The following is a 25,283-nucleotide window of genomic DNA, read 5'->3' on the forward strand; positions in this document are numbered from 1 at the left end:
CTCAGCCCTCCATCGTGTCGGCGGCGTCGTGGATTGCCTGCCTGATGCGGTGATAGGTAGCGCAGCGACAGATATTGCCCGCCATCGCACCATCGATATCTGCGTCCGTTGGCTTGGGTGTCAATTGCAGGAGCGATACCGCAGACATGATCTGGCCGGACTGGCAGTAACCGCATTGCGGCACGTCGATCGCGATCCATGCCTTGCGCACCGCTTCGGCTTCCTTCCCCTCGATGCCTTCAATGGTGATGACCTCCGATCCTTCCACCGTCGAAATCGGGGTAATACAACTGCGCCGTGTCGTCCCGTCGAGATGAACGGTGCACGCGCCGCATTGGGCAATGCCGCATCCATACTTCGTACCGGTGAGCTTCTCGAAATCGCGCAAGACCCAGAGCAACGGGGTGTCGGGGTCCCCGTCGAAAGTCCGTTCTTGTCCATTAAGCTTGAAGGTAATCATGGTCGAACTCCGCATCTGGCTTGCAGCACTGGTGCTAGCTTGAGTTGGCGTCTTTCGTGGAGCTAAGGCATAACACGATTTTTTTTGCCTGCCCCACACGATGTTCTCTACCTCACGCCATCGTGAGAGCGGCGCGTATCGGGTCGATGTGTCCCGCTTGCAGCGTCGCTCGCCTGCCCGGCCTGTTCAAGGCGCTAAACATTTGTTGAGCATAGAAGTTCCCTCGCCTCTTGTTGCCAACCGGTCGAACTTCTAGGATCTGGCCGAGGTCGGGAATTGGTCGATGCAGGAGCTTGCAGAAAAATCGCGGAGGCAAATCGGGTGGGGTGCGCCGCTCTCCGCCGTCGTGCACGTTTGCGTCATCCTCCTCCTGTTGCTGGGATTGCCTCTTCCCTCCCCGGTCGAGACGCCGCAGCAAGAGGTGGATGTGGAGCTTGTCCCGCCGCCACCTCCGCCGAAACCGCAGGAGAAACCTCCAGAAAATACGAAACGAGCCACGCCGATGCTGGCTTTTGAATCCGCTGCAGGGAAAAAGGACCAGAATGTGAAGGAGCCGCAGCCGGCACCGGCAGCGCCAAGCGAACCGGTTGAGGCCCCTACCGACAAACCTGCCGAACCAGAAAACAAGGCCGCGGCAGGTGGGAAACCCACCGAAGCCGCCGCGAGCGCACCGGATCGACAAAGCCCGGATGGGCTTGCTGCGGCTGAAGCCAAGGTAGCCGACGCGAATGCTGCGGCCGCGGCGAAACCGGCGCCTGCCCCAACTGCCTCCACCGCCCCAAAGCCGGAGGAAAGCAAGAAACCCGACGCCGCCAAGCCCGCGCCGCGGCGCGGCAAGCTGGTTGTCGCGCGCGAGCTATATTCCCCAGGGGCTATGTTTGATCCGCGCGTGATGCAGGCGCTCGGGCGGTTACCGCCGCGACAGCGCATGAAACAGGTCTGTATGATTGAGGCGCTGGAACAAATCCGCCGGCAAAAGCCAGGCACGGACATACTTGTTCCATTTGGCGCCAGTGGAAGCAGCTACTCCGAAACGTCGCTCGACGCGATTGGCGGTGCATTCAGAAACGGTCCGAACTGGTACAACATCGACTTTCATTGCAAGGTCGATACCGAGCGCACCAAAGTCGTGGCATTCAGCTACGCGATCGGCAGCATGGTGCCGAAAAGCGAATGGGTCAGCCGGCAGTTCCCATCGGACTAGACTGGGCCCGTTACTGTTACGTACTTGCACGACAGGCGTAAGATGGCGAATGTCGATCGTATTTCCGACCAAGCTTTTTTGAGACTGGAGAGGTACTATGTCGATGTCATTGGACCAGGCAGCCGAAGTCTATCGCGAAGCAATGCGGCAGACCGTGAAGCGGTACTCTCTGTGGTACCTGATCGAAGGAATATTGCTCGTTGTTGCGGGCGTTCTTGCTATCATCTACCCGGTATTTTCGTCCGTTGCGGTCATCCTGTTGCTCGGCTGGCTGCTCATTTTCAGCGGCATATTACAATGCGTCGGGCTCTTTTATGCCCGCCACGTGCCCAATTTCTGGTTGCAGCTCATCTCCGTTTTCCTGGCCATCCTTATCGGTTTCCTGTTTCTGCGCGATCCGGCGCAGGGCCTCGTCACCGTGACACTGCTACTCATCGTCTTCTTCATGATCGAAGGCATATCGAAGGTCGTCTTCTCACTGACAATCCGCCCCTTCCCGCATTGGGGTTGGGTGCTTGCCAGCGGCATCGTCGGCATCCTGCTGTCGCTGCTCCTCATGGTAAGCCTGCCGATTACGGCGCTGTGGCTCGTCGGCCTGTTGCTCGGTATACAGCTGATCAGTGTGGGTGGAGCGCTCGCCCAACTCGCCTGGCAGGTGCGGAAGAGCTGACGCGCTCCCTTAATTATCACGATCGTCGGGTGGGCATGGCCATCCCGCTGGCGCCTTGAGCCCGGCGGGCAGCTTGGTGTTTGCGTCGCCACACGCCAGGTCGATCTGCGCCTGCTCAAGCCCCTGCGCCGCTGAAAGATCGAGACCCTCGATCCTCGTCAGGTACATAAAGGCGTGGTCGAAGACGAGCGGTCCGCCAAATGTTGCTTGGCTAAGATCAGCACGCGACAGGTTGGCGAGCGAAAAGCGCACGCCTGTGAGGACCGCCTTGTCGAAATCGGCACGTCCGAGCTCGGCTTTCTCAAAATTCGCCCCGGTCAGTTTGGCGTCACCGAAATTGGCGCGCTGAAGTTCAGCATTGGCGAAGTTCGCACCCTCCGCTGAAATGCCGGCAAAGTTGCTGCGATAGGCTTCAACCTTGGAGAAGTTCGCCTTGTCGGCCCTGGCTCCCGCCAGCGACGCCCGGACCAGCGTGGCTTTTTCCAGATCGGCTGATTTCAGGTTGGAGTTGCTGAGGTCGGTGACGGCAAAGTCGGTGCTGTAGAGCTTCGCCCCCTCGAGTTCGCTGCCAGGGATCATGATGTTCCGCTTGCTGCAATCGCTCCAGTCAAGTCCGGGCGCCGCTGTGGCACCGCAATCGGCCGCCATTGCAGGTCTCAACGGCGCCAACGCCGCAGCACCGACCAATGCGAACGCAGCGAGGATCCAAGGCCTCCACTTTGCCGCTGATATATCTCCGACCGCCGCTCCGACAAAGACCCTCATATCGCTACTCCGACTCTTTGTTGCATCATTGGGGTTTCGAGCATAACGCAGCGCATGGACGAAACCAATTGATTTCACAGGCAAAAGCGCCAGACTGGCCCCGGCAATTGCGTTGGCTACGGCACCAACGAGTCGAGCTCCGGCAGTAGAACAACGCTTTCCTGCTCGTTTGGGTCCGTACGCGCAATAACCGCGGTACAGGGTGTATTGCTGAGATTGGCCGGGAGATGCGGAACGCCCGGTGGAATATAAAAAAGCTCCCCGGCATGAACAATGACATGTTCCTTGAGCCCATCGCCATACCAGGTATGCGCCTCGCCGGACAGCATATAGATGGCCGTTTCGTGGGCCTCATGCATATGCGCCTTGGCCCGCGCCCCCGGCGGAATTGTCAGTATATGCATGCAGATTCCCGTTGAACCGACTGTCTCGGCCGCGATTCCCTCAAAGTAATTGAGCCCCTGCTTGCCACCGTAAGTGTGATGGGGTTTGACGATTCGGCAAGTGGGTTTAGAATTTGCGTCCATCGTTGCCTCCTAACGAGGTAAGGAAAAAGCCTGAGAGTTCGTCGCCAGCATAGCATGCAATGGTCGTAACTGCTGGGAAAACGGCCGCAATTCACCCAAGCGGGTGATGCGGCGAACCGCAAGTTCGATCAGTATCCGCTTAGCAAGCCAATGATTCGTTACATTCATTATGCGTGCCGTGCGTCACATCCTCGGTTGAACCTCAGGAGAACAGGATGCCGGACCGACATGAATTTTATCGCATTGAGATCTGCGGCCGCACCTTTACCGGTACCGTCCACGCCGACGGTCCGTACTTGAAACTGCTAGAAAGCCGCACCTTTGGTTACGGCGCTCCACTTCGCTCGCATCTGGTTCTTTCGAAGCGTGCTGGTAGACGCTACTATGCCGTCTACCGCAATGCCGAACCGCTTATATCGCTGCCCCTCTTCCTCGATGAGGACTTGGAGCTGCTCGCCGGGGAGTTCGGCATACCAATCGATGACAGGTCCAGACATTATTCGTTCGCACGCAGCCCGGCCTCGCAAGCGCTGAAGGAGTGGTCCCTTCAACATCCGGAGATTGCTCGCGCTTGTTCCGGCATCACGACAATTATCCCCCGCTGGTACCAGTTAGGTCGTCGCCGCCTCGCCTCACTTTGACGGCGGGAAAATCACTTTCCAGTCGTCCTTCATGCTGACGACCTGCCAGCCCTTTGCGACTGCTTCGTCCCAGCCCTTATCGAGCTTCGCCAGCTTGTCGGTGCGGTCGTAGGCATATTCGCGTTCTGCGTCGTCATGATGGATATAGACCGCCAGCCCCGCCCCACTCCCGGCCGTCGTATATTCCAGCATTTCGCGATCCCCGTCGGAGTTTCCGATCGCTATGATCGGCCGGCGTCCAATGAACCGGTTGATACCCACGGGTTTGCCGGCACCGTCATCAATAAATTCCACCTTGGGTTCCTTCATCAATTCGGGCTTGCCGTCGGCACCGAGCTCATATTTGACGACACCGGACGAGCCAATGACCTGCTCCGGCGGCACACCATAGATTTTCTCGGCAAAGACGCGCATGAACTCGACGCCTCCACCCGACACGATAAATGTCCTGAACCCATTGTCGCGCAGATAAGTGAGCAGTTCGAGTTGCGGCTGGTAGACAAGTTCGCCATAGGGTTTCTGTCGGACCGGGTGCTTCGCGGTTGCAAACCAGTCGGCGACATTCTTGGAGAACGCTTCCGTGGTCATGCCCGTGTGCGTTGCCACCATGATCTCGCCAACACCCTTCATGCCGGCCGCTTCGATACCTGCCATATCGTTGGCAAGCACTGATTTGTAAGGCTCTGTAGCCTTCCATTCCGGGTGCTCAGGCGCCATGCGCTTGATCTCATCCATTGCAAAGAAAAACTCGAAGGGAACCGGCTTTTCCGCCCATAGCGTTCCGTCATTGTCGAAGACCGCGATGCGATCCGCGGGAGCGACGAAGTCGACTGAGCCATCGGTCGTAAACCGCTTGACGAAATCGACGATGGCTGTTCGGTTTGCTCCATCGTTCCAGGATGGCAGCGGGTCGGATTGAGCAAAGGCCGAAGCCGTATTCAAGACCAGAAATATGGTGAGGGCAGCCCAGGCCCCGGCCAGCCTTGCGAGGCGACCGCGCCCCGAGCTCGCAAAATCTCTCATGACTCTCTCCTGCCAACAAGTCGCAATTCATTCATATCGGCTCGTGTGGATGGCAACGGGAAGTACGTAACAGTTACATGGGGGCCCGCCGCGAAAGGGTGAGACAAAATCCTAATCCTTGTCCGGTGGGCGGCTCCGTGATAATTTGCTGCCATTCCGCTCAAGAGAATCCGAGATAGGGCGGAGGACGTGGAATGAAGATTCTGTATGGTTCCGTTCTAGGGATCATGCTGGGGATGTCAGCTGTATTGGCAGGCCCGTTGCATGATGCTGCCAAGGACGGTGATGTCGCGCGCGCGAAACAACTGATCGATCAAGGTGCAAAGGTGGTGGAACCCGATGAAACGGGAGAACCTCCATTGCTCATTGCCGCATTGAATGGTCATGCGGATGTTGTCGTGCTGCTGTTGGAACGAGGTTCCGACATTGAGATCCGCAATAAAGGCGGCCTGACGGCGTTGCACGCGGCTGCCTATGGCGGACATCTCGATGTGGTGGAATTGCTCGTTTCCAAAGGCGCGGCCATCAACGACCAGAAGAATTTTTATCACATGTCGCCCCTGCACGCGGCTGCCGAGGAGGGCCATGCGGATATAGTTGCATTCCTCCTGGCAAACAAAGCCGAAGTCGAGGCAACGGAAAGAAATGGCTACACGCCGTTGAGCCAGGCAGGATGGCGCGAACACTGGGATTCAGCCGACCTACTGATCAAGGCGGGCGCGGTCTGCCAGAAGGCCGACCTTGTCGGCGAGCGGCTCTTTAGCGAATGCAGCAAGCGCAAATAGGGCTCGGAACAGCGAGAGCCGCACCAGATTTACGGAATTGGAGGATTGGAATGTCAGATCACAAGCGGAGACACGCGATAGCGATAGCAGCGGCCGTTGTTGGCGTGCTTTCGTTCGCACAGCCGGTTGTGGCGAAGGAATTCGTCAATACTGGCTATTTCGGAGACGTTGCGATCAAGGGCTATGACCCGGTCGCCTATTTCACCCAGCATGATGCCGTGCAAGGCAGCCCGCAGTATTCTTATCACTGGCTCGGCGCCACCTGGCAATTTGCCAATGCCGAAAATCGTGACCTGTTCAAGGGCGATCCAAGCAAATACGCTCCGCAATATGGCGGTTATTGCGCCGACGGGGTTTCCTTCGGCACGGTAACAACCAATATCGATCCGAAGGCATGGCGTATCATCGAGGGCAAGCTTTATATCAGTTATGACCCCGGCACGGCGGAAGGCTTCGAAGAGAGCCCGACCAAGCTGACCGACTCGAAAAAGCATTGGTCGGAAGTCGAGCAGACGCTCGTTTCGGAGAAGCAGAAGAAGGACTGGGAAGGTCCCACCAACTGACCTACAAAGGCGCTACCGAGAAATACTTGAGGGATTGCGGCGTGACCTGGATATAATCCATGTCATGCTCATCTGTAGTTGTGTTGCGGTAGACATAGCCGCAAACGGTGCGGTTACGGAAATAGCCTGGATATTTTTCGCAAAGTCGGTTGCCCTGGACCTCGACGCCTCCGGTGATGTTGGTGTTGGCGCTGCGATAGGCTGTATTACCTGAACTGTCGAAAAATTGGATGAACTGCGTGCCGTTTCTGTGTTTGCCCGCCCATTTCTTGTTGTTGATCAGGTCCTGCAGTTCCGCCTCGCTCAATTGATCCGCCTGCTTCCCTTCAAAACCGAACGGCCATTGCGGAACGCGGGCCGCTTTCAACCCGGCGAGATGGTAGTCGAGATCGTCTTTTTGCCAGTAGTCGTAGAGATAGCTGTAATAGGTCAGATTGGCGTCCGGAAACAGTTCCATCAATTTCGCCTTTTCCTCGGCCGCTGGAGTAAGCGCACCCTCATTGATATAGGCGGCGGCGAGATATTCTCGTGCGGGTTCCACCTTGGGTAGAGCATCACGCGCAGCCTCGAGCAATGGTATCGCCCGTTCGTTTTCCCGCGCGGTGTAATAAACGATGCCGGCCAGAAGCTTGAAACTCGGCTCTGGCGACGGGTCAAGCCGCAGGGCGCGGTCCATTTCGGTCGCCGCCTGCCCGCGGCTGCCGGTCTGCGCAAGGATAAGGGCAAGGTTTGCGACTGCTTCCGGATCGTTCGGCTGGGTAGCCACAGCCCTGTTCGCGGATTCCCGCGCCTCCACCTCGCGGCCATCGACGAGTTGTAGCAGCGCGAGCACGGTATGCGCCCGGGCATTGTTGGGGTCGATCTTCAGCGCTTCGCCGGCCGCATCATAGGCAATCTTCCGGGCCACAGCTGCTGACCAGAGGAAATTGTAGTCGTTGCGCCAGACGTCGACCGCCACGCGCGCGATACCAGCGTGGGCATTGGCAAAGTTCGGATCAAGATCAATTGCCTTCTGGTAGTATGACAAGGTCCGGCGATATGTATCAACGTCGGCGTAGAAAAATCCCTCTTGCTCGGCCCGCATATAATAGTCGTAGGCTTCAAGATTGTCGGTCGGGATACGCGCGAGCTGGTCCCGCTCGCCGTCACTGAGCTTGACCTCGAGCGCCGAGATGATCTTGCCGATCACATCGTCCTGGACAGCAAAGAGATCCGCATATTGTCGATCGTAGCGCTCGGCCCACAGGGAAAGGCCGGTGACCGCATCTATCAACTTGACGTTGATGCGCAGGCGGCTGTCCGCGCGCTGCAGCGTACCTTCAAGAATATAGTGCACGCCGAGTTCGGCGGCGACGTCCTGTATCTTGATTGCCGAAGTGCTGACGGCGAACACGGAATGACGAGCGATGACGAAGAGGCCCGACACCTTTGAAAGCTCTGTGATGAGATCATCCGTCAGGCCCTCGGCGAGGTGGTCATGCTCTGTGTCACCGCTGACATTGATGAATGGGAGAACGGCTACCGATGGCTTATCGGGTAAAGGATAGGCAAAGCGCTGGGTGGGTGCGGAAGGCCAGATCAGGGTCCAGGGTTTGAACCACATCGAAGATCCCGCCAGCACCAAAGCGACAAGCGCGGCCGCAGCCGGAACCCGCCAGGAAAAAATCCTCTTCGGTGCGCCGAGCGTTTTGCCGGCAGCTGACGGATCGAGCACGACGCGATAGACGCGCACGGGTTCGGCAATGCTTTTAACCTTTTGTTCGCCAAGCGAGACGTAGCCCACGGGCAGTCGGGATTTGACATGATCGTAGGTCGTGCCCGAAATCGCGATGCCGCCCGGTTCGGCCAGTGCCTGTATCCGGTCGGCGATATTGACGCCGTCGCCGTGAATATCGTCTCCCTCGACGATAATGTCCCCAAGATTGACACCTATGCGGAATTCCAACCGGTGCGCGGCAGGTTCTCCGGCGTTTCGCTTTGCCTTCTGTTGCTGGATTTCGACGGCACAACGCAAGGCGTCGACGACGCTGTGAAACTCGACCAGCACACCGTCACCCATGGTCTTGACCAGGCGACCGTGATGCTTGGCGATCCTTGGTTCAAAGACTTCATGGAGATCGCTCTGGAACCTCGCACGGGTCCCTTCTTCATCGATCTGGCTCAAACGGCCATAACCGACTACGTCGGCGATCAGTACGGCAGCGAGGTGACGTTCCATTTCCCCGTTTTCCCCGGAGCGCAATGTAACTCCGTCCGTCATCTTATCGCAGGTCCTCTGCCGATACCATTATGCTCAAATGGGTGAACAGTCAGCTGGGCATCCGACCGAGGATCGGAACGGTAATATTTGCCATCGCAGCTTTAATCGTCCCGAGGTTGCTCTATTTAGAGTGTAGTCTGGACTGATGATGACGGAGAACCTAGTGATGCAAAGCCAATCGACCACCTCTTCTGTTTCTCCGCTCGCAGATGACGCAACCTGGCCGGTCAAGAGGCGCAGGCTGCTCGACTGGCTTGTCCAGGAGACAAGTGAAGAGCGCTTCATTGACAACATCTTCGTCGATCTCAACAACCGGCTTGCGAGGGACCACGTCCCGGTCGCGCGCTCGACGCTGCATCTCAGGACGCATCATCCCCAGTGGCTGGGAGCGCGCATTATGTGGAAGACCGGCATGGAAAAGGCGGATATCCAGACCTTCGGTTATGATGTCGAGGAAACTGAACGGTATCGCAACAGCCCGATAGACAGGATCAAGAGCGGTGTAGGCGAGATTAGATGGCGACTAGAGAAGGATAGCAAGGAAACCTATCCTCTATACGATGAATTACGCTCGCAGGGTTATACCGATTACGTCGCCTGGCCGCTCTATCATACGTTGGGCAAGGAACACGTGGTGACCTTTGCCTCCGACAGTGAAGGTGGTTTTACTGACGAGCACATAGCCTACCTGACCGATCTTCTCCCGGCTCTGGCGCTCGTCAGCGAGATCCGATTGAAGAACAGGTTGGCGCGCACGCTGCTTGAAACCTATGTCGGGCCCCATGCCAGCGAGCAGATCCTCGCAGGCGCCACGACGCGCGGCAGCGGCGTTACCGTCGGTGCGGCCATTCTGATCTGCGATCTGCGGGATTTCACCGCGATATCTGACCTCTGGCCACGGGATGATGTCATCGAGCTTTTGAATGGCTATTTCGATGCGATGGCGGAACCGATTGCCCGCCACGGCGGCGAAATACTGAAATTCATGGGCGATGGACTCCTTGCCATCTTCCCGCTTAGCGATCCCATGGCTTGCCGAAATCTCCTGGAGGCCATCGGCGAAGCGCAGGTTGCGCTCGCCGTGCTCAACAAAGACCTCGTGCAAAAGGGGCGCCTCCCGCTTGGCTACGGCATCGGTGTCCATGTCGGGGACGTAATGTATGGGAATATCGGATCTCGCAGCCGTCTCGACTTCACGGTGATCGGACCAGCTGTGAACATCGCCTCGCGGCTCGAAAGCCTGACCAAGGAAATCAAGCGACCGGTCCTCCTGTCGAAGGCATTCGTCGAGATGGCCGACTGTACGAAGGAATTCGAAAGTCTTGGTTCACACATGCTGCGCGGTCTTGATCGTCCATTCGATGTTTTTGGCCTGAAGGAGGCTGACAAGGTAGCCGTTCTGACGCACGCCTAGCAGGGACCATTGGCCCCTGCAGCATGTTCATAATTGTTTCAAAAATCCTTCATGCGGACGTGGCATAAGCGACGGCACAGTAGCAGAATAAGCTCCGCCGTCAGTTGGCCAACCCCGGAGAGGCGATATGAACAATTCGAAGGAAAATTCCGAAGCCCAGGATTGGCTCGAGGCCGAGCTCGCCGATACGCTCGACGAAGACTACGAGCTCGAACTCTCCGAGCCGGCGCTCTCGGAGGAAATCCGCAAGATTTATCGCAAGGCACACCCGCCCTCCATGCCGCGCATAGACTATTTTCGTGCCCTCCTCTCCCTGCAGTCAGAACTGATCAAGCTTCAGGATTGGGTTGCCTACCACAAGGAAAAGGTCGTCGTAATCTTCGAGGGACGCGATTCCGCCGGCAAGGGCGGCGTCATCAAGCGCATCACGCAACGGTTGAATCCGCGTATCGTGCGCGTGGTTGCACTTCCCGCACCGTCCGATCGCGAAAAAACGCAGTGGTATTTCCAGCGCTATGTGCCGCACCTTCCGGCCGGCGGCGAAATCGTTCTCTTCGACCGTTCGTGGTACAACCGCTCCGGGGTTGAGCGCGTCATGGGCTTTGCCACCGAAGACCAGGTCCATGAATTCTTCCACGATGTCCCCGAATTCGAGCGCATGCTCGTGCGCTCCGGTATCCGGCTGGTCAAATATTGGTTCTCGATCACCGACGAGGAACAACAGATGCGCTTCCTGATGCGCATCCACGACCCTCTGAAGCAGTGGAAACTTTCGCCGATGGACCTCCAATCTCGCGTACGCTGGGAATCCTACACGAAGGCCAAGGAAGAGACGTTCGCGCGCACCAATATTCCCGAAGCGCCTTGGTACATCGTCGAAGGCAATGACAAGAAGCGCGCGCGGCTCAACTGCATCGACCACCTCCTCAGCCGGATACCCTATGAGGACGTGCCGCATGAGGAGATCGCTCTTCCCGAGCGTGTGTTCAATCCAGATTATGAGCGCAAGGTCCTGCCGCCGGAACTCTATGTGCCGCCGAAATACTGATCCCGTATAGTCGCGATCTAAATAACCGTCTGACTCTAGCGATTCGCGCCCGTGTAGGGCATCATCCTCCCAGCGGAGATTTTGTGATGCTGGCAGAGGGAGGATCGCCATGCGCTGTGTTACGGTACTCGGACCTTCGCAAACCGGAAAATCCACACTCGTGGACAAGCTGGGCTCACTTGAAGGTTCCCCACGAAAATCTGTTTCTCCTTATGGACTTGGCCTGACGGAATTCGAGTTCGGTGGCGAGGCGTGGTGCGCGCTGGACACGCCCGGCTCAGGCGAAGCAATTGCACATGCCCACCACGCGCTCCTGGCGAGCGATGCCTGCATTCTTTGTGTATCGCCCAACCCGGATGAAGCCGTCCTCGCCGCACCGTATCTGCGCGCGATTGAAGCTTCTGGCACGCCCTGCATCCTTTTCGTCAACAAGATGGACGAGCCGAGAGGCAGGCTGCGCGACGTCGTCGCCGCACTGCAGGATTACTCCAATCACACGTTGATCCTCCGCCAGATTCCCATTCGCGAAGGCGATAAGATCGTCGGCAGTTGCGACCTTATTTCCGAACGTGCCTGGCGCTATCGCGAGGGCCAGCCGTCATCGCTGATCGAGATCCCTCCTGATCTTATGGAACGCGAACACGAAGCCCGGGCGGAACTTCTCGAACATCTCTCAGAATTCGACGATTGGCTGCTGGAAGAACTGATTGAAGATCGTGAGCCGGCCACCGATGCCGTTTATTCGATCTCCTCGCGTGTGCTGCGCGAGAACCGGATCATTCCCGTACTTGTCGGTGCCGCAAGCCACAGCAACGGAATCATGCGACTGATGAAGGCGCTTCGGCACGAAACCCCGCAAGTTGACACGCTGCGCAAGCGGCTTGCCGCTAAGGGAAGCATCTTCGAAAGTGCGTTGATCGCCGTCAGTTTTCACGCCTATCACCGCCAGAATGTCGGCAAGACCGTTCTGGTCCGCGCATTCACCGACGGCCTGAAACAGGGTGCATTGCTTGCCGGCGCGCGGCTGGGCCCGGTGCAGGATCCCGGAACCGGGCGGCCGATCGCTTCGGGTACTGCCCCCGCCGGCGATGTCTTCGCGACTGTCAAGTCGGATCACCTCCCCGTTCCCTCACTCCTTGGCGCCGACGGCGCCGTTGTCGCGCCCGGCTGGACTGTGGCGCCGACGCCAATGATGGAACGCATATTGGTTCCGAGCAGCGAGCGCGACGAAACAAAGCTCTCCGAAACATTGGCGAAATTGGCGGAAACTGATCGCGGCATCAAGGTAATGCAGGAAGAAGGCACCGGCGCCCAACTGATCAGCGCGCAAGGCCCCGTACATCTGCGCGACATCTGCCGGACCCTAGCCGACGTCTTCCATGTGGAGGTGAGCGAGAAGCCGCCGAGCCCCGTCTACCGCGAGACGATCTCGAAATCATCGGATGTACACTATCGCCACCGCAAGCAGACGGGCGGCGCCGGACAGTTTGCCGACGTGAAGTTGAGCGTCCGGCCCAATGCGCGCGGCGAAGGCTTCAGCTTTGCGGAAACGGTCAAGGGCGGCGCGGTTCCGCGCAACTTCATTCCCGCCGTCGAGGCGGGTGCGCGAGAAGCCATGGACAAGGGGCCTCTGGGGCTTCGGGTCATCGATGTCGGCGTCACCCTCACCGACGGTCAACACCATTCGGTCGACAGTTCCGAATTCGCATTCCGCGCCGCAGGCAAGATGGGCGTTCGTGATGCACTCGCCCAGGCCTCGTCTGTGCTGATGCAGCCGATCTTCCGCGTCGAAATCAACATTCCGTCGATTTACTCCGGAAGCCTCGTGCCGATCATATCCTCCTTCAAGGGTCAGGTTTTGGGCTTCGATCGCGACGAGAAGGCCAAGGGCTGGGACATCTTCCGGGCCCTCATTCCAGGCAGCGCCCTCGACGAACTCGCACGCACATTGCGCTCGGCGACACAAGGCATCGGTACGTTTTCCAAGACATTCGATCACTTCGAGGAGATGTACGGCAAGGAGGCGGACGCGATCATCTTGGCGCAAGCCGCACACGCGAACGAGCACTGATTTGCGGCTACGCGCATCGTTCAGCTTAAGCTAAGCCAGTCCCATGCGTTCCGCACCGCGGCGGATGGCTTCAACGGCGGGAGGATTGGTAATCGGATAGCCGGCAATGAACATTTCCGGGTTGAAATCAGGAAACTCGCTCGCGAGTCGAGCGGCGATTTGGTTCGCTTCTTCCATCTCACCCAACAGGGCAGGGGCCATGGCCAGGAACATATGGGTCGACGGCATGTCCTGCGGTGCGCGCCTGAACGCTGCAATCGCTTCGCGGTGGCTGCCGATGACGAAGGTCACGCGGCCGAGCATGCTGAAATACCAGACCGGTGGCAGAGCGTTGATTTGAAGCGCTCGTTCGATCAAACAACGGCCCTCGGCGGGGTCTCCCGCCGCAAGTGCCCGGCTGCCGGCGACGAGTGCAAGAACGCCGCTGTCGTTGGGAGAATTTCGTAGCGCCCGGGTATTCTCGGCGATTGCGCCTTCAAAATCCCCGCTCAATGCAAGAAAATCCCCGACACACTGCCGCGCGGGGCTATTGCCGGGATCAAGCTCCAATGCCTTGGTAGCGCAATATTTGAAGCGCTCAAGCGACGTTGCGGCATTGCCGCCATACCCGTTGGCACCTTGCACGGCGTAGGCAAAGCCCAGTTCGTCCCAACCTTGCGAAAATGAAGGATCCAATTCCACGGCTCGGGAGAGCAATCGAATCGCATTCTCGTTCGCTGATTGACTGTAGATATTGAGCTGTTCGACCCCGAGTAGATGGCACTCGTACGCGCTCATGCTTTCAGGCGGCTTGCGCCGAACAACAATGTTACGGCGAAACTGTGCCAATTTCCCGCAGCAGCTTGCAAGGACGTTGATAACATTTTCGCTCACGGACTCTGCACCGCAAAGACGTCATCGGTGGGCTCGTCAAACCGCGCCGACCACAGACTCTCACCGCTCTTCGCATCGACAAGCTGAACGGAGATGCGCAAATGATCATTTGCCGCTGCCTGCAGGCTGCATTCGACAAGATAATCGGCGTGAAGGTCGCGCCCAATGGAGCGCGGATCGTCATGGCGGCCCTTGAGTGCGAACATCGTGTAGCGGGAAATCACCGCGAGGTCTGGGTAACGGGCAAGGTCGACGATAAGGTCGGTCGTCAGCCCATCTGCAAGGCGTGACCAGCGATCGTCGCCAGCCAGATTGTCAAACGGCAAGACGGCGATGATTGGGGGACCGGACGTTTCCTCGGAAGAGTGGAGCGGAGACGGCCCGACATCGTCGGCCTGCTGAGCGGAAAGTGATTGGCAAGTGCCATTTTATTGTGCACGCCGAGTTTCTGATAAATGACGGAGAGATGCGTTCGTACCGTTGTCGGTGCGATGAAAAGCGCTTCCCCGATTTCACGATAGGTCATTCCCGCAACGAATTTCGCCGCGACGTCGCCCTCGCGCACCGAAAGGTCGGCGCACAGTTTCGCATCGATGGTGTCGCGAGGCGCCAAAACGTGTCCCCTTCATTGGCGAACTGCGTAGACCCCCGCAAAAATACTACAAATGCAGTACCGAGAACACTGCATTTGCGCGATTCCGGGTTTACGACGGTCAAGCTAATCTCAGGATCGGCTGCAGGGTTGGATACTGCCACGTTTCGAAGCGGCCGAAGGGGGAATCATGAATACGCCACTTCTTGCCTCAACATTTCTCGGTCTGCTGTTGTTGCAATGCCAGCCGACGATCGCGGACGAACAACCCGGAAAAATCATAATCGCAGAAGAAACGGTCCGGATCATCAGCGAGCGCTCCTATGCAAACCTTTTGCGCCAAGCCCATGAAAAAGGCTGGCGCTATCCAAGGAAACAGATCGAGGCCGGCTTCAGGCGCCATTTTGAGGAGCTCAAACTGCAGTTATTGGCCCAGGGGTTCACGATCGTATACGAGGACGCAAACGACGAAAAACATCCGGCTGAGGTCGGTCAGGAACTTTGATTATCACCATGAGTTGGCGTCGAAGGACCAAAGATAATGGCATAAACAATGCGGTAATATAATACCTTTGAAGCAACTTATTGATTTATATCACTTTTCTGACGTACTGTCCAAAATCTAGTGCTTGACGCGCGCGCCTTAGCCCTATATTGAACCTCTCGACTGCGGTGGGTCCTTCCCGCCGCTTTTCATTGTTGCCGAAATTATCGAATTTCGCGCAACGCAAGCAACAAGAAAAGCCTTCCTTTGTGAAGGATGATCTCAAGGACGAACACAATGGCTACCTTCTCTCAGAAGCCGGCAGAAGTGACGAAAAAGTGGATACTGATTGACGCCGAGGGTCTCGTCGTCGGCCGTCTCGCCACTCTCGTCGCCAACCGCCTGCGCGGCAAGCATAAAGCGACCTTCACCCCGCACGTTGACGATGGCGACAATGTCATCATCATCAATGCCGACAAGGTTGTCTTCACCGGCAAGAAGCTCACCGACAAGGTTTACTACTGGCACACCGGCCATCCAGGCGGCATCAAGGAACGCACTGCCCGCCAGCTGCTCGAAGGCCGTTTTCCGGAACGCGTCGTCGAAAAGGCCGTTGAGCGCATGGTTCCCCGCGGACCGCTCGGCCGTCGCCAGATGAAGAACCTGCGCGTATACGCTGGTTCCAATCACCCGCATGAAGCTCAGTCTCCCGAAGTCCTCGACGTCGGCGCGCTGAACACCAAGAACAAAAGGAGCGCATAAGAATGGCTGAGCTCAATTCGCTCGAAGCTCTCGGCACGATTGCCGCCAGCACGCCTGCCGCAGCGCCGGTCCATGTCCAGAAGCTTGACGCCAAAGGCCGCGCCTACGCGACCGGCAAGCGCAAGGATGCGGTTGCCCGCGTCTGGATCAAGCCCGGTTCTGGCAAGATCGTCATCAACGACAAGGAATACGGCAAGTATTTCGCACGTCCGGTCCTGCAGATGATCCTGCAGCAGCCGATCGTTGCTGCCAACCGCGCCGGTCAGTACGACATCATCGCTACGGTTGCCGGTGGCGGCCTTTCCGGTCAGGCTGGTGCCGTTCGTCACGGCATTTCCAAGGCGCTTACCTACTTCGAGCCCGCGTTGCGCGGCGTTCTGAAGAAGGGCGGCTTCCTGACGCGCGACAGCCGCGTTGTCGAACGCAAAAAGTACGGCAAGGCCAAGGCCCGTCGTTCGTTCCAGTTCTCGAAGCGCTAATACAGCGTTCAATCGGACAAGAACAGAAAGCGGGCCTTCGGGTCCGCTTTTTTGTTGCGATCATCTCTGAATGAAGTTTATCGAGTAACGGTGACGCGTCACCCACGGAGAGCCACATGCCATCGAAGTCCATCGACCACGCCTTCACAGCGCGCGCATTGACGGGCGCAGCGACCGATCCGACGCACGCGGGTGCGCTTTCCTTCATGCGCCGCCGCTACACGAAGAATCTCAATGGCGCGGAAGCTGTGGTATGGGGCATTCCATTCGATGCGGCCGTCTCCAATCGGCCTGGCGCACGCTTCGGCCCCCAGGCTATCCGGCGCGCCTCGGCGATCTTCGACAATGATCCGCAGTATCCTTTCCATCGCGACCTCTTTGCCGATCTGGCAGTGATCGACTACGGCGATTGCCTTCTCGATTATGGCAACCATCAGAAGACGCCGGCAATGATCGAGCGCGAAGCCGCGAAAATCATCAAGTCCGGCGCCTTCCTCGTTTCGCTTGGCGGCGACCATTTCGTTACCTGGCCGATTCTCAAGGCGCATGCAGCGAAACATGGACCTGTTGCGCTGGTGCAGTTCGACGCCCATCAAGACACTTGGTATGATGACGGCAAACGGATCGATCACGGCTCCTTCGTCGGCCGGGCGGCGCGCGATGGCGTGATCGACCCCGCCCATTCGATCCAGGTAGGTATTCGCACCCATGCCCCGGATGATTGCGGCCTAAAAATCGTCTATGGCTATGAGCTCGAGGAAATGTCTGCGGCGGAGATTGCGAGAGCGATCATCGAGCGGACTGCCGGCAAGCCAGTATATCTTACCTTTGATATCGACTGCCTCGACCCAGCCTATGCACCGGGAACCGGAACGCCTGTAGTCGGCGGACCGTCTTCGGCAAAGATACTCTCGGTGCTGCGCCATCTGACAGAGCTTAACATTGTCGGCGCCGATGTCGTGGAAGTTGCTCCTGCGTATGACCATGCGGACGTTACCGCCATAGCAGGTGCCACAATCGCGATGTATTACCTTGGTATGCTCGCGGAGAAGAAAGCGCGACGAGGCTGACCGTTCGACGGCTTAGACATTGAATCCGCTTATCCCGCCAACTATCTGAATTCAAAGCTTCCAAGGGCATGTTATGAAACCGAAAATCTTTATCGATGGCGAACACGGCACGACAGGTCTGCAGATCAGGACACGCCTTGCCGGCCGCAGCGATCTCGACGTGCTTTCTATCCCTGAAGCCGAGCGTCGCAACCGCGATCTGCGTGCCGATTTCCTGAGGGAAGCGAATATCGCCATTTTGTGCCTGCCAGATGACGCCTCGAAGGAAGCAGTCTCGATCCTCGAAGGACACAATTCAACGAAGATCATCGATACTTCGACAGCCCACCGCGTGCATCCAGACTGGGCTTATGGTTTTGCCGAACTCGACCACGCACAACGGCAGAAGATTGTCGGCGCTCGTCTCGTGGCCAATCCCGGGTGCTATGCGACAGGGGCAATCTCGCTTGTGCGCCCCCTGCGCGATGCCGGCATTCTTCCTGCTGATTATCCCATCACTGTCAATGCGGTTTCCGGTTATACGGGCGGCGGCAAACAAATGATCGCCCAGATGGAAGACGAGACCAATCCGGACCACATCACGGCAAACAATTTCCTTTACGCCATGCCGCTCAAGCATAAGCACGTGCCGGAGCTTCAGATACACGGTCGCCTCGAACGGCGCCCACTGTTTTCTCCAAGCGTGGGAAGGTTCCCGCAGGGCATGATCGTACAGGTACCGCTATTCACCGACGATCTCAACGGCAACGCTTACTTGCACGATATCCATGCAGCACTCGTTGCGCACTATGAAGGTCAGGACATCGTACAGGTGGTTCCACTCGCCGAAAGCGTAGAGCTCGCGAGGCTCGATGCTGAAGAACTGCGTGACACGGACATCATGAAGCTGTTCGTATTCGGCACCGAAGGTCAAGGGCAGGTCAATCTCGTCGCCCTTCTCGACAATCTCGGCAAAGGGGCATCCGGCGCAGCTGTGCAGAATCTTGCTCTCATGATCGGCGGCCATGGATAAGGCGGTGAACGAGATTTTCCCTGCCGAATGGGAAGTCTCCTCCCCCGAAATCCTAGCCGGGACTGTTACCAGCCGCATCACAAAGGTGCGGCTCAGGAGTGGCGCGCCGGCAATCGTCAAGGCTTTGACACCCATCGGCATGAAGGACGAGTTGCCTGGCGTGCACTATCTTGACTGGCACAAAGGCTGCGGTGCGATCCGCGTCCTTGCAATAAAGGCCAATCTGCTGCTGCTCGAATATGCAGGCAAACGCACACTCCTCGACCATCTCAACGAATTCGGAGACGAGGCGGCGACAGCGATCTCGGTCGAAGTCTTGAGCAAACTTCTGAATACGCCGCACCATGATCGGAGCTTCGCGACCGACCTCATCCCCATCCGGCGGCAATTTGCGAGGCTGTTCATCAAGGCCGAACGCGATCGCAACGATCGGACCGAAAGTTTGTTTGTCGAGGCGGCGCGTATTGCCGATGACCTCATGAACAATCCCGTGGACGTTCAGCCGCTACACGGCGATGTTCATCACGAGAACATACTTTTCGGCGACAGGGGCTGGCTGATCATCGATCCCAAGGGCCTCCTTGGTGACCCGATGTATGATGCCGCGAACATGTTCTACAACCCGCTCGACCGCCAGGATCTGCGGGCAAGCGAAGCGCGCATAGCGGCCATGGCGCGGACTTTTTCGCACGCGTTCGATCGCGATATCCGCACGATACTCAGTTATTCGATGGCCCATGCCGCCCTATCTGCCTCCTGGCACATGGAGGATGAAAATCTCGAGGAGGCGGCTCGCAGCCTCGAAGTCGCGCGGGCTGTACAAAATGTTCTTGCTTCACTCGTATGAGCGCTTCACGAGACGAGCCACCATCAAAAAAGTAACGACGCCGCAAAGACCGACAAAGGCAGCTATGGCGAGCGCCGCATGCGGACCGAACTGCTCAAGGATAAAAGCAAAAATGAATGGCGCCGTCGATGAAACGGTGAGCCGTGCCGCGGTGATCTTGCCGAGGATTTCGCCATAGCCCTGATGCCCGAACAGTGCGAGCGGCAAGGTTCCCTGAACGATGCTGTTCAGGCCCGAGCCCATGCCGAAAAGCATTGCGAACAGGATGGCGCCGGCAATCAGCGGAACAGGCGGCGGCAGAAGCAACATCAGAAAAGCCAACGGGATCAGCGCCGTCGAAAGTATTGCCACGGCCACCGCCGAGAACCGGTGTCCAAGAACCATGTTGACCAGGCGGCTCACAAACTGCGAGGGCCCGAAGATTGTGCCGACCAGCACCGCCGAAGTGCCAAGGCCGACTGCCGCCAGGACCGGCACGAGATGCACGAGCATCGCCGAAAGGGCGAAGCTCCCAAACGAAAATCCGGATGCAATGAGGATCAACGCCGGCCTGCGGCTCGCTGGCGGCAAAGAGCCGCCATCGAATGTTGCGGCGTCGGCCGACATTTCCGGTTTCAGCCTGGGCGACCGCCTGGTCAATTGCGACAGCCAGAAATGGATGGGAAAACAGATGCAGAGCTGGAGGCCCGCGTAGAACAGAAAAATCTCGCGCCAATCGAACTATTGCAGAAGTGCGGTCGCCAAAGGCCAGAACAGCGTCGAGGAGAAGCCCGCAATCAGCGTCAGCAGCGTGATGCGGCGCGGGGCGGCTTGCGGATCGATCTGCACGAGGACGGCAAAAGCCGTATTGTAGAGAATGAAGGGGGTCGCAATTCCCGTCGTCACCAGCGCCGGCGCGAATGTGCCCCAATTCGGTGCGAATGCGCAGGCAAGCAAAGACACGCCGCAGCGAGCGACCCAAGCGTCATGACCCGCCCTGCCCCGAAACGATCGGCCCAGCGACCTGACCACGGCGAGATGATCCCGCCGATGAGCAGCGTTCCAGAGAAGGCAGCGAACAGCCATTCGCGCGATCTCGCAAACTCCTCACCCATTGCGGGTGCAAGAATGCTGAAGCTATAATAAAGCGTGCCGTAGCTGATGATTTGCGATACGCCGAGGCCGGCGACAGCTGCCAGTGAGCGTCTCGCGCTTAGGTTCATCTTGTTCGTTTCCACTGTCAGACCCGCTTCTTCCGAGGGTAAGCCAGCACTACATCGAGTCTTGGGACAACCGCTACTGCCCCGCTACAACTTCCGTCTCCTGCGGATAGCTGCCCTTCGTGGCACGCCAATGCGCGACCGAAAAGCCGAGCAGGACAATGGCAAAGCCCTGGTGCAGGAGGCCGAGGCCGATCGGCACCATCATCAACAGCGTCGTGATACCGACCGCTGCTTGCAGGGCAACCAGTACCGCAAGGAGCACGGCGCGGCGGGCATGGGTTGTGCCCGGTGCCTTGCGACCGACAGCTACAGCCTGCCAGATGGCCACAGCCAGCACGAAATAGGCAAAGCAACGATGCACGAATTGAACAGTCTTCGGATTCTCGAAGAAGTTATGCCAGAGAGGCTGGATCGGGAACAGATCGCCCGGAAGGATCGAACCATCCATCAGTGGCCAGGTATTATAGGAAAGCCCGGCGTCTAGGCCGGCGACGAGCGCACCCAGATAGATCTGGATGAAAACAAGAACGACAAACCAGCCAGCGAAGCGCTGAATCCCACGTCCGGCTGGTGCCTCCGAATAGACCGCAAGACCGCGGGCCACATACATCACCGCGGCGAAGATAAAGCAGGCAAGGGTCAGGTGGGTTGCGAGGCGGTATTGGCTGACGTCGACGCGGTCGACGAGGCCGGACGCCACCATCCACCAGCCAACGGCACCCTGAAGGGCGCCGAGTGCTAGGATCCCCACCATGCGCGGCTTCAGGCGGCGCTCCAAACGACCCGTAAGCCAGAAGAAGGCGAGCGGCAGCGCAACGAGAAAGCCGACGCCGCGCGCGAGGAACCGATGCGCCCATTCCCACCAGAAAATCTGTTGGAATTCGGCAAGGCTCATGCCCTTGTTCAGCCGTTCGTATTGGGGAATCTGGCGGTACTTGTCGAATTCCTCCACCCACTGATCGTGGCCGATGGGCGGAATAATGCCGTGGATCGGCTTCCATTCGGTAATTGAAAGACCCGAGCCGGTCATGCGGGTGGCGCCACCTACAATGACGATCGTTGCGAGAACAATGAGCACCAGATAAAGCCAGAGCCGCACATATTGGCGGTTCCGGGCCTCGCGACCCTGAATAAAGCTGATCGCGCCTGCGCTGATTGTCTGATCGGTCATCGCACACTCCTGTCGGTCGCGGATAGGTGCCGCATAACGGGCGCGATGACAAGCTGGGCTCGCGCGACACGCCGTCGCGTTTTTCGGCGCGAGTGGCCTTTTTGACTTCCCGATCGGCGCTTTAGCCGCTAGATGGAGCGCTAAACTTGGAGAATGCCGATGCCTGTAAGGCTGAAGAAACTCATTGGTACATTTCTGCTGGTGGCATTGGTTTGCATTTATGCGGTTCTCGCGACAATCTTTGCCGTCGCGCTCCTCGCCAACGCCAGCCCGTGGATACACCTGCTCTATTTCTTCTGTACCGGCATACTTTGGGTCGTCCCAGCCATGTTCATCATAAGCTGGATGGAAAAGGCCCCGAAGAAAAAGGCTTGAAGATCCGCCTGTCTGGAACCTTCTAACCGCCCTGAACTACCCTACGCCCCGCATTGGCGATGGGCGTTGTAACGCCGCTCATCATGGTCTGGGCATAGACGAGCTTCTGAAAGCGCCCATTGATGGATATGCGCGGGAGCGCATGCAGGTTGGCATGGTGCTCGACATGTATTGTGCCATGACGCGTGGTCACCGCCGAGACGAACCCCTCTTGCGCCGCGATATCAGCTTCCCGCCTGCCAGCAGCCTTGGCCGATCCATAGGGAAAAGCGAAGTGGGCAGGGCGTTTTCCGAGTTCATCGCCGATCATGTCAGCCGATTGGCGCATTTCCTGCGCCGCCATGCCTGCGGTCAGACGCTTGAGGTTATAGTGATGAACCGTGTGGCCACCAATCGTGCACAGGGGATCCGCCGAAATTTGCCGCAGTTGCTTCCAGGTCATCACGTCCTGATCGGCAGTGACGCCGCACATCATATCCGCCGCGGCGCACATTTCACGTAATACAGGCAGTTGCTCCAACTCCGTCAAGGTGTATGAGAAATACCGCATAAGTCCATGAAAAGCCGCTCGCTTTTGGAACAACGTCGAACATCGCCACTCGGGTCCACCAGGCACCTTGATGTACGCAGCCTTGGCGATAAGCTTTTCTGCCACCTCCCACCAGAGCACCGCCGCGCCCTCGATGAAACCGGGCGCAACATAGACCGTGAAAGGAACACTATGCTTCTGAAACACGGGATAGGCGTGGTTGAGATTGTCGTTATAGCCATCGTCCAACGTCACCGCAACGAAACGCCGATCACGCCGGGCGCCGCTTTTGACACGCTCCGCCATTTCGTCCATCGACACGAACTCTGTCCCCTCCGATCTCAGGGAGGCGAGAATCTCATCGAGGAATTTCGGCGTAATGGAGAGTGAGCGCGTCACGCCTAGGGGACTGATGCAATCGCGGCGGACACGGTGCAACATGATGATCGAACCTAGCCCGCCAAAGCGATTGCGCGTTCCCTGCGCCAAACCGCTATGCCATGCCATTCGCATCACGGCTTTACGTAATAAATCAGCCGCGTGGTCCATTGTCTCACCAATTTACGCTAATCAAGAATAATCGGAGGGTTGTTTTCACCAATTCATGCAACCTAAATGTTTAAAATATACTGAGCAACGAGGTCCTCTATAATCATCTCCCCAACGGAAAACAATAATGGTTTCTACCCGGCCCGTGCCTAGAATCGTTGTCGATGTTAGCGAAGCAAAAAAGCTATGGAATGCCTTTTCCGACGAATTTCTCGCGGGAGCCGCACAGACGGTCGACTGGTTCTTAAATTGGCAATCATTCGCTAACTCGGACTGTTTGGTTGCCGCCCTCTGCATCGAAGGCAGACCCGTTTTTCTGTTGCCATTGGAAATTGAACGAAAGGGCAGCCTGCGAATAGCAGGATATGCAGGCGGGCCGCACGCCAATTGCAATTTCCCGGCACTAGAACCCACGCAGCCAGTCAAGTCGGAAGATCTGGCTAGGCTTTTCGCGGCCCTTCGCAAGGCGAGGCCGGACATCGATGTCGTCGCGCTTGCACGCCAACTCGGAAAACTTGCCGGCGTTCCCAATCCCCTCATGCAACTGCCGCATCGAGCCAACCCCAATGTCAGTCTTGCGATAAAGCTTGACGGAAACTTTGAGAATATCCTCAACCGGCACAACCCGAAGCGAAAAACCAAGAAGCACAGGCACGTTACGCGGCGTTATGACGACGGGGGCGGCTACCGGATCGTTACTGCTGCTAATGCAACCGAGGCAGCGGCAATGCTCGACAACTATTTCGAATGGAAGGCAGATCGTCTGGGGCGCGCGGGCATCAAGAACACCTACGAGCCCAAGGGCGTGAAAGAGTTCTTTCACCGCCTCTTTGTCGACGAAACCCGCTCGGACTCACCCCGTTTTCAATTGAGAGCACTTGAAGTTGCGGGCAAATACCGGGCAGTCCTCGGCAAATCCCACGCCAGGGGTCAGACATTTATCGACTTTGTCGGGATCGCCGATGACGAATTCATCAATACTAGCCCTGGAGAATTCCTTTTCTATAAAGATATCGAGGAAAGCTGCGGCTCAGACCTTGCCATCTATAGTTTTGGTATCGGCGACGAGCCTTACAAGCGCAGCTGGAGCGATATCGAGACACCTACCTATGACACCGATATCAGCTTGACGGCGCGAGGACGGATGCACTCTTTTTACCTCGGCACTCGTGGCGCCCTGGTACGGCGGATCAAGCAGAACGAAAAAATCTGGGCATTGGTCAAGTCGGCTCGCACCAGACTTCGCGGCCAACATCGAGCGTGAATGTCAGAAGCGCTTGCCGACTGTCAAAGCCTCGCAAAACTCCGTGTTCTCATCGATATAAACCGGTTCAGGTCCCGCGCCCACAGCATCGAAAAACCGGCTTACGAAACAGCGGAACGAGGCACACAGAGCGATGTCACATATCTGCTGATCGCTGAAGCCGACGTCCCGGAGCCGATCGATGCTTGTCTGGGTAATCTGCGAGGCGTCGATCGCTATCTGCTCTGCATAGGCAAGCATCTCGACATCCTTGTCCGAAGGACCAGCGTTGCCGAAATCTTTGTGTACCGCAATCACCGACTCTTTCGATCCGAGATCGCCAACCAACTGCTTGCCATACACATAGGAGCAATAGGTGGACGGGACGTGTTTCGCTGCAACGAGCGTGATCAAGCGCCACTCGCGAATTCCAAGGGAAAAACCAGCACGAACGTTTTCTATGAAATCCGTGTAGATCGGCAAATCCGGCCGCGGCGTGAACGCCTTTGCCGTCGCCATGACGAAACCCATCTGCGCTTTCTGTGCGTCGTAGATTTCAGCGACCCGCGGTCGCTTGGTCTTCCGCAATCGTTTGCAAGTACATTGGCGTCTCCTGCGACAAACGCTTGGAGTTCGAATGTAACAAAACGCCGATTGCTTGGGA

Annotated in this window: 29 protein-coding genes; 16 read left to right on the top strand and 13 right to left on the bottom strand. The window is 57.6% G+C overall.

Annotation, left to right across the window (positions count from 1 at the left end; all coding sequences use genetic code 11):
- Position 1: 1 nt before the first annotated feature.
- Complete coding sequence (locus AAAB35_RS21515) at positions 2-460, bottom strand: (2Fe-2S)-binding protein (protein WP_340670309.1); 459 nt, start codon at positions 458-460, stop codon at positions 2-4.
- A gap of 283 nt (positions 461-743) precedes the next feature.
- Between AAAB35_RS21515 and AAAB35_RS21520 the strand changes: the two genes are divergently transcribed.
- Together AAAB35_RS21520 and AAAB35_RS21525 are read left to right on the top strand one after the other, a co-directional pair.
- On the top strand, positions 744-1,664 hold the full coding sequence (locus AAAB35_RS21520; protein WP_340670310.1) for a DUF930 domain-containing protein: 921 nt from the start codon (positions 744-746) through the stop codon (positions 1,662-1,664).
- Positions 1,665-1,761: 97 nt separating this feature from the next.
- Positions 1,762-2,334 (top strand): HdeD family acid-resistance protein, encoded by a 573-nt coding sequence (locus AAAB35_RS21525; RefSeq protein WP_340670311.1) that lies wholly within the window; start codon positions 1,762-1,764, stop codon positions 2,332-2,334.
- 9 nt (positions 2,335-2,343) lie between these two features.
- On the opposite strand, the gene AAAB35_RS21530 is transcribed toward AAAB35_RS21525, so the two are convergent.
- Together AAAB35_RS21530 and AAAB35_RS21535 are read right to left on the bottom strand one after the other, a co-directional pair.
- On the bottom strand, positions 2,344-3,039 hold the full coding sequence (locus tag AAAB35_RS21530; RefSeq protein ID WP_340670357.1) for a pentapeptide repeat-containing protein: 696 nt from the start codon (positions 3,037-3,039) through the stop codon (positions 2,344-2,346).
- A gap of 176 nt (positions 3,040-3,215) precedes the next feature.
- Entirely contained in the window at positions 3,216-3,626 is a 411-nt protein-coding gene (locus AAAB35_RS21535) for a cupin domain-containing protein (protein ID WP_340670312.1), read from the bottom strand.
- Between the two features lie 215 nt (positions 3,627-3,841).
- Here AAAB35_RS21535 and AAAB35_RS21540 point away from each other — a divergent pair, with 215 nt between their 5' ends.
- Positions 3,842-4,267, top strand: a complete 426-nt coding sequence (locus AAAB35_RS21540; protein WP_340670313.1) for a hypothetical protein — start codon at positions 3,842-3,844, stop codon at positions 4,265-4,267.
- On the opposite strand, the gene AAAB35_RS21545 is transcribed toward AAAB35_RS21540, so the two are convergent.
- On the bottom strand, positions 4,259-5,290 hold the full coding sequence (locus tag AAAB35_RS21545; RefSeq protein ID WP_340670314.1) for an HAD family hydrolase: 1,032 nt from the start codon (positions 5,288-5,290) through the stop codon (positions 4,259-4,261). The genes AAAB35_RS21540 and AAAB35_RS21545 overlap by 9 nt on opposite strands.
- A 194-nt stretch (positions 5,291-5,484) precedes the next feature.
- Between AAAB35_RS21545 and AAAB35_RS21550 the strand changes: the two genes are divergently transcribed.
- Complete coding sequence (locus AAAB35_RS21550; RefSeq protein WP_340670315.1) at positions 5,485-6,075, top strand: ankyrin repeat domain-containing protein; 591 nt, start codon at positions 5,485-5,487, stop codon at positions 6,073-6,075.
- Between the two features lie 50 nt (positions 6,076-6,125).
- The gene (locus AAAB35_RS21555) at positions 6,126-6,638 is read left to right on the top strand and encodes a YHS domain-containing (seleno)protein (RefSeq protein ID WP_340670316.1); all 513 of its coding nucleotides are present in this window, start codon (positions 6,126-6,128) and stop codon (positions 6,636-6,638) included.
- 1 nt (position 6,639) lies between these two features.
- Here the strand turns inward: AAAB35_RS21555 and AAAB35_RS21560 are convergent, their stop codons facing one another.
- Complete coding sequence (locus AAAB35_RS21560; protein WP_340670317.1) at positions 6,640-8,856, bottom strand: adenylate/guanylate cyclase domain-containing protein; 2,217 nt, start codon at positions 8,854-8,856, stop codon at positions 6,640-6,642.
- Positions 8,857-9,064: 208 nt separating this feature from the next.
- Between AAAB35_RS21560 and AAAB35_RS21565 the strand changes: the two genes are divergently transcribed.
- The 3 genes from AAAB35_RS21565 (at position 9,065) to AAAB35_RS21575 (ending at position 13,431) form a co-directional block, all read left to right on the top strand.
- Positions 9,065-10,312: an adenylate/guanylate cyclase domain-containing protein gene (locus AAAB35_RS21565; RefSeq protein ID WP_340670358.1), complete on the top strand. Its 1,248-nt coding sequence runs from the start codon at positions 9,065-9,067 to the stop codon at positions 10,310-10,312.
- A 127-nt stretch (positions 10,313-10,439) separates the two neighbouring features.
- Complete coding sequence (ppk2, locus tag AAAB35_RS21570) at positions 10,440-11,360, top strand: polyphosphate kinase 2 (protein ID WP_340670318.1); 921 nt, start codon at positions 10,440-10,442, stop codon at positions 11,358-11,360.
- Positions 11,361-11,469: 109 nt separating this feature from the next.
- Positions 11,470-13,431 (top strand): elongation factor G, encoded by a 1,962-nt coding sequence (locus tag AAAB35_RS21575; RefSeq protein WP_340670319.1) that lies wholly within the window; start codon positions 11,470-11,472, stop codon positions 13,429-13,431.
- Between the two features lie 30 nt (positions 13,432-13,461).
- Here AAAB35_RS21575 and AAAB35_RS21580 read toward each other — a convergent pair whose 3' ends face one another.
- Both AAAB35_RS21580 and AAAB35_RS21585 read right to left on the bottom strand, forming a co-directional pair.
- On the bottom strand, positions 13,462-14,304 hold the full coding sequence (locus AAAB35_RS21580) for a hypothetical protein (RefSeq protein ID WP_340670320.1): 843 nt from the start codon (positions 14,302-14,304) through the stop codon (positions 13,462-13,464).
- Complete coding sequence (locus tag AAAB35_RS21585) at positions 14,301-14,630, bottom strand: hypothetical protein (RefSeq protein WP_340670322.1); 330 nt, start codon at positions 14,628-14,630, stop codon at positions 14,301-14,303. The genes AAAB35_RS21580 and AAAB35_RS21585 overlap by 4 nt, the downstream gene beginning before the upstream one ends.
- Positions 14,631-15,086: 456 nt before the next feature.
- Here AAAB35_RS21585 and AAAB35_RS21590 point away from each other — a divergent pair, with 456 nt between their 5' ends.
- The 6 genes from AAAB35_RS21590 to AAAB35_RS21615 all read left to right on the top strand — a co-directional run bounded on the left by AAAB35_RS21590 (position 15,087) and on the right by AAAB35_RS21615 (position 19,550).
- A complete protein-coding gene (locus AAAB35_RS21590) occupies positions 15,087-15,401 on the top strand; it encodes a hypothetical protein (RefSeq protein WP_340670323.1) in 315 nt (104 codons plus the stop codon).
- Between the two features lie 276 nt (positions 15,402-15,677).
- Positions 15,678-16,142, top strand: a complete 465-nt coding sequence (gene rplM, locus AAAB35_RS21595) for a 50S ribosomal protein L13 (RefSeq protein ID WP_340670324.1) — start codon at positions 15,678-15,680, stop codon at positions 16,140-16,142.
- A gap of 2 nt (positions 16,143-16,144) precedes the next feature.
- On the top strand, positions 16,145-16,621 hold the full coding sequence (gene rpsI / locus AAAB35_RS21600; protein WP_027232424.1) for a 30S ribosomal protein S9: 477 nt from the start codon (positions 16,145-16,147) through the stop codon (positions 16,619-16,621).
- Between the two features lie 116 nt (positions 16,622-16,737).
- Complete coding sequence (speB, locus tag AAAB35_RS21605; protein ID WP_340670325.1) at positions 16,738-17,691, top strand: agmatinase; 954 nt, start codon at positions 16,738-16,740, stop codon at positions 17,689-17,691.
- A gap of 73 nt (positions 17,692-17,764) precedes the next feature.
- Complete coding sequence (gene argC, locus AAAB35_RS21610) at positions 17,765-18,703, top strand: N-acetyl-gamma-glutamyl-phosphate reductase (protein ID WP_340670326.1); 939 nt, start codon at positions 17,765-17,767, stop codon at positions 18,701-18,703.
- Positions 18,704-18,707: 4 nt separating this feature from the next.
- Complete coding sequence (locus AAAB35_RS21615) at positions 18,708-19,550, top strand: aminoglycoside phosphotransferase family protein (protein WP_340670327.1); 843 nt, start codon at positions 18,708-18,710, stop codon at positions 19,548-19,550.
- On the opposite strand, the gene AAAB35_RS21620 is transcribed toward AAAB35_RS21615, so the two are convergent.
- The 4 genes from AAAB35_RS21620 to AAAB35_RS21635 form a co-directional block, all read right to left on the bottom strand.
- On the bottom strand, positions 19,539-20,156 hold the full coding sequence (locus AAAB35_RS21620) for a hypothetical protein (protein ID WP_340670329.1): 618 nt from the start codon (positions 20,154-20,156) through the stop codon (positions 19,539-19,541). The two genes, AAAB35_RS21615 and AAAB35_RS21620, sit on opposite strands and share 12 nt — an antisense overlap.
- A gap of 114 nt (positions 20,157-20,270) precedes the next feature.
- Entirely contained in the window at positions 20,271-20,435 is a 165-nt protein-coding gene (locus AAAB35_RS21625) for a hypothetical protein (protein ID WP_340670330.1), read from the bottom strand.
- Positions 20,432-20,752 carry a hypothetical protein gene (locus tag AAAB35_RS21630; RefSeq protein ID WP_340670331.1) on the bottom strand — a complete coding sequence of 107 codons (321 nt, stop codon included), beginning with the start codon at positions 20,750-20,752 and terminating at the stop codon, positions 20,432-20,434. Before AAAB35_RS21630 ends, AAAB35_RS21625 begins: the two co-directional genes overlap by 4 nt.
- Positions 20,753-20,825: 73 nt before the next feature.
- The gene (locus AAAB35_RS21635) at positions 20,826-21,923 is read right to left on the bottom strand and encodes a COX15/CtaA family protein (RefSeq protein ID WP_340670332.1); all 1,098 of its coding nucleotides are present in this window, start codon (positions 21,921-21,923) and stop codon (positions 20,826-20,828) included.
- Positions 21,924-22,082: 159 nt separating this feature from the next.
- Between AAAB35_RS21635 and AAAB35_RS21640 the strand changes: the two genes are divergently transcribed.
- Positions 22,083-22,298: a DUF2842 domain-containing protein gene (locus tag AAAB35_RS21640; RefSeq protein ID WP_340670334.1), complete on the top strand. Its 216-nt coding sequence runs from the start codon at positions 22,083-22,085 to the stop codon at positions 22,296-22,298.
- Between the two features lie 22 nt (positions 22,299-22,320).
- Here AAAB35_RS21640 and AAAB35_RS21645 read toward each other — a convergent pair whose 3' ends face one another.
- A complete protein-coding gene (locus AAAB35_RS21645; RefSeq protein ID WP_340670335.1) occupies positions 22,321-23,334 on the bottom strand; it encodes a polysaccharide deacetylase family protein in 1,014 nt (337 codons plus the stop codon).
- Positions 23,335-23,503: 169 nt separating this feature from the next.
- Between AAAB35_RS21645 and AAAB35_RS21650 the strand changes: the two genes are divergently transcribed.
- On the top strand, positions 23,504-24,640 hold the full coding sequence (locus AAAB35_RS21650) for a GNAT family N-acetyltransferase (RefSeq protein WP_340670336.1): 1,137 nt from the start codon (positions 23,504-23,506) through the stop codon (positions 24,638-24,640).
- A gap of 3 nt (positions 24,641-24,643) precedes the next feature.
- Here AAAB35_RS21650 and AAAB35_RS21655 read toward each other — a convergent pair whose 3' ends face one another.
- Positions 24,644-25,150 carry an alkylhydroperoxidase gene (locus AAAB35_RS21655; protein WP_340670337.1) on the bottom strand — a complete coding sequence of 169 codons (507 nt, stop codon included), beginning with the start codon at positions 25,148-25,150 and terminating at the stop codon, positions 24,644-24,646.
- Between the last annotated feature and the right edge of the window lie 133 nt (positions 25,151-25,283).

The sequence above is a fragment of the Phyllobacterium sp. genome (assembly GCF_037994425.1).
Lineage (GTDB): Bacteria > Pseudomonadota > Alphaproteobacteria > Rhizobiales > Rhizobiaceae > Phyllobacterium.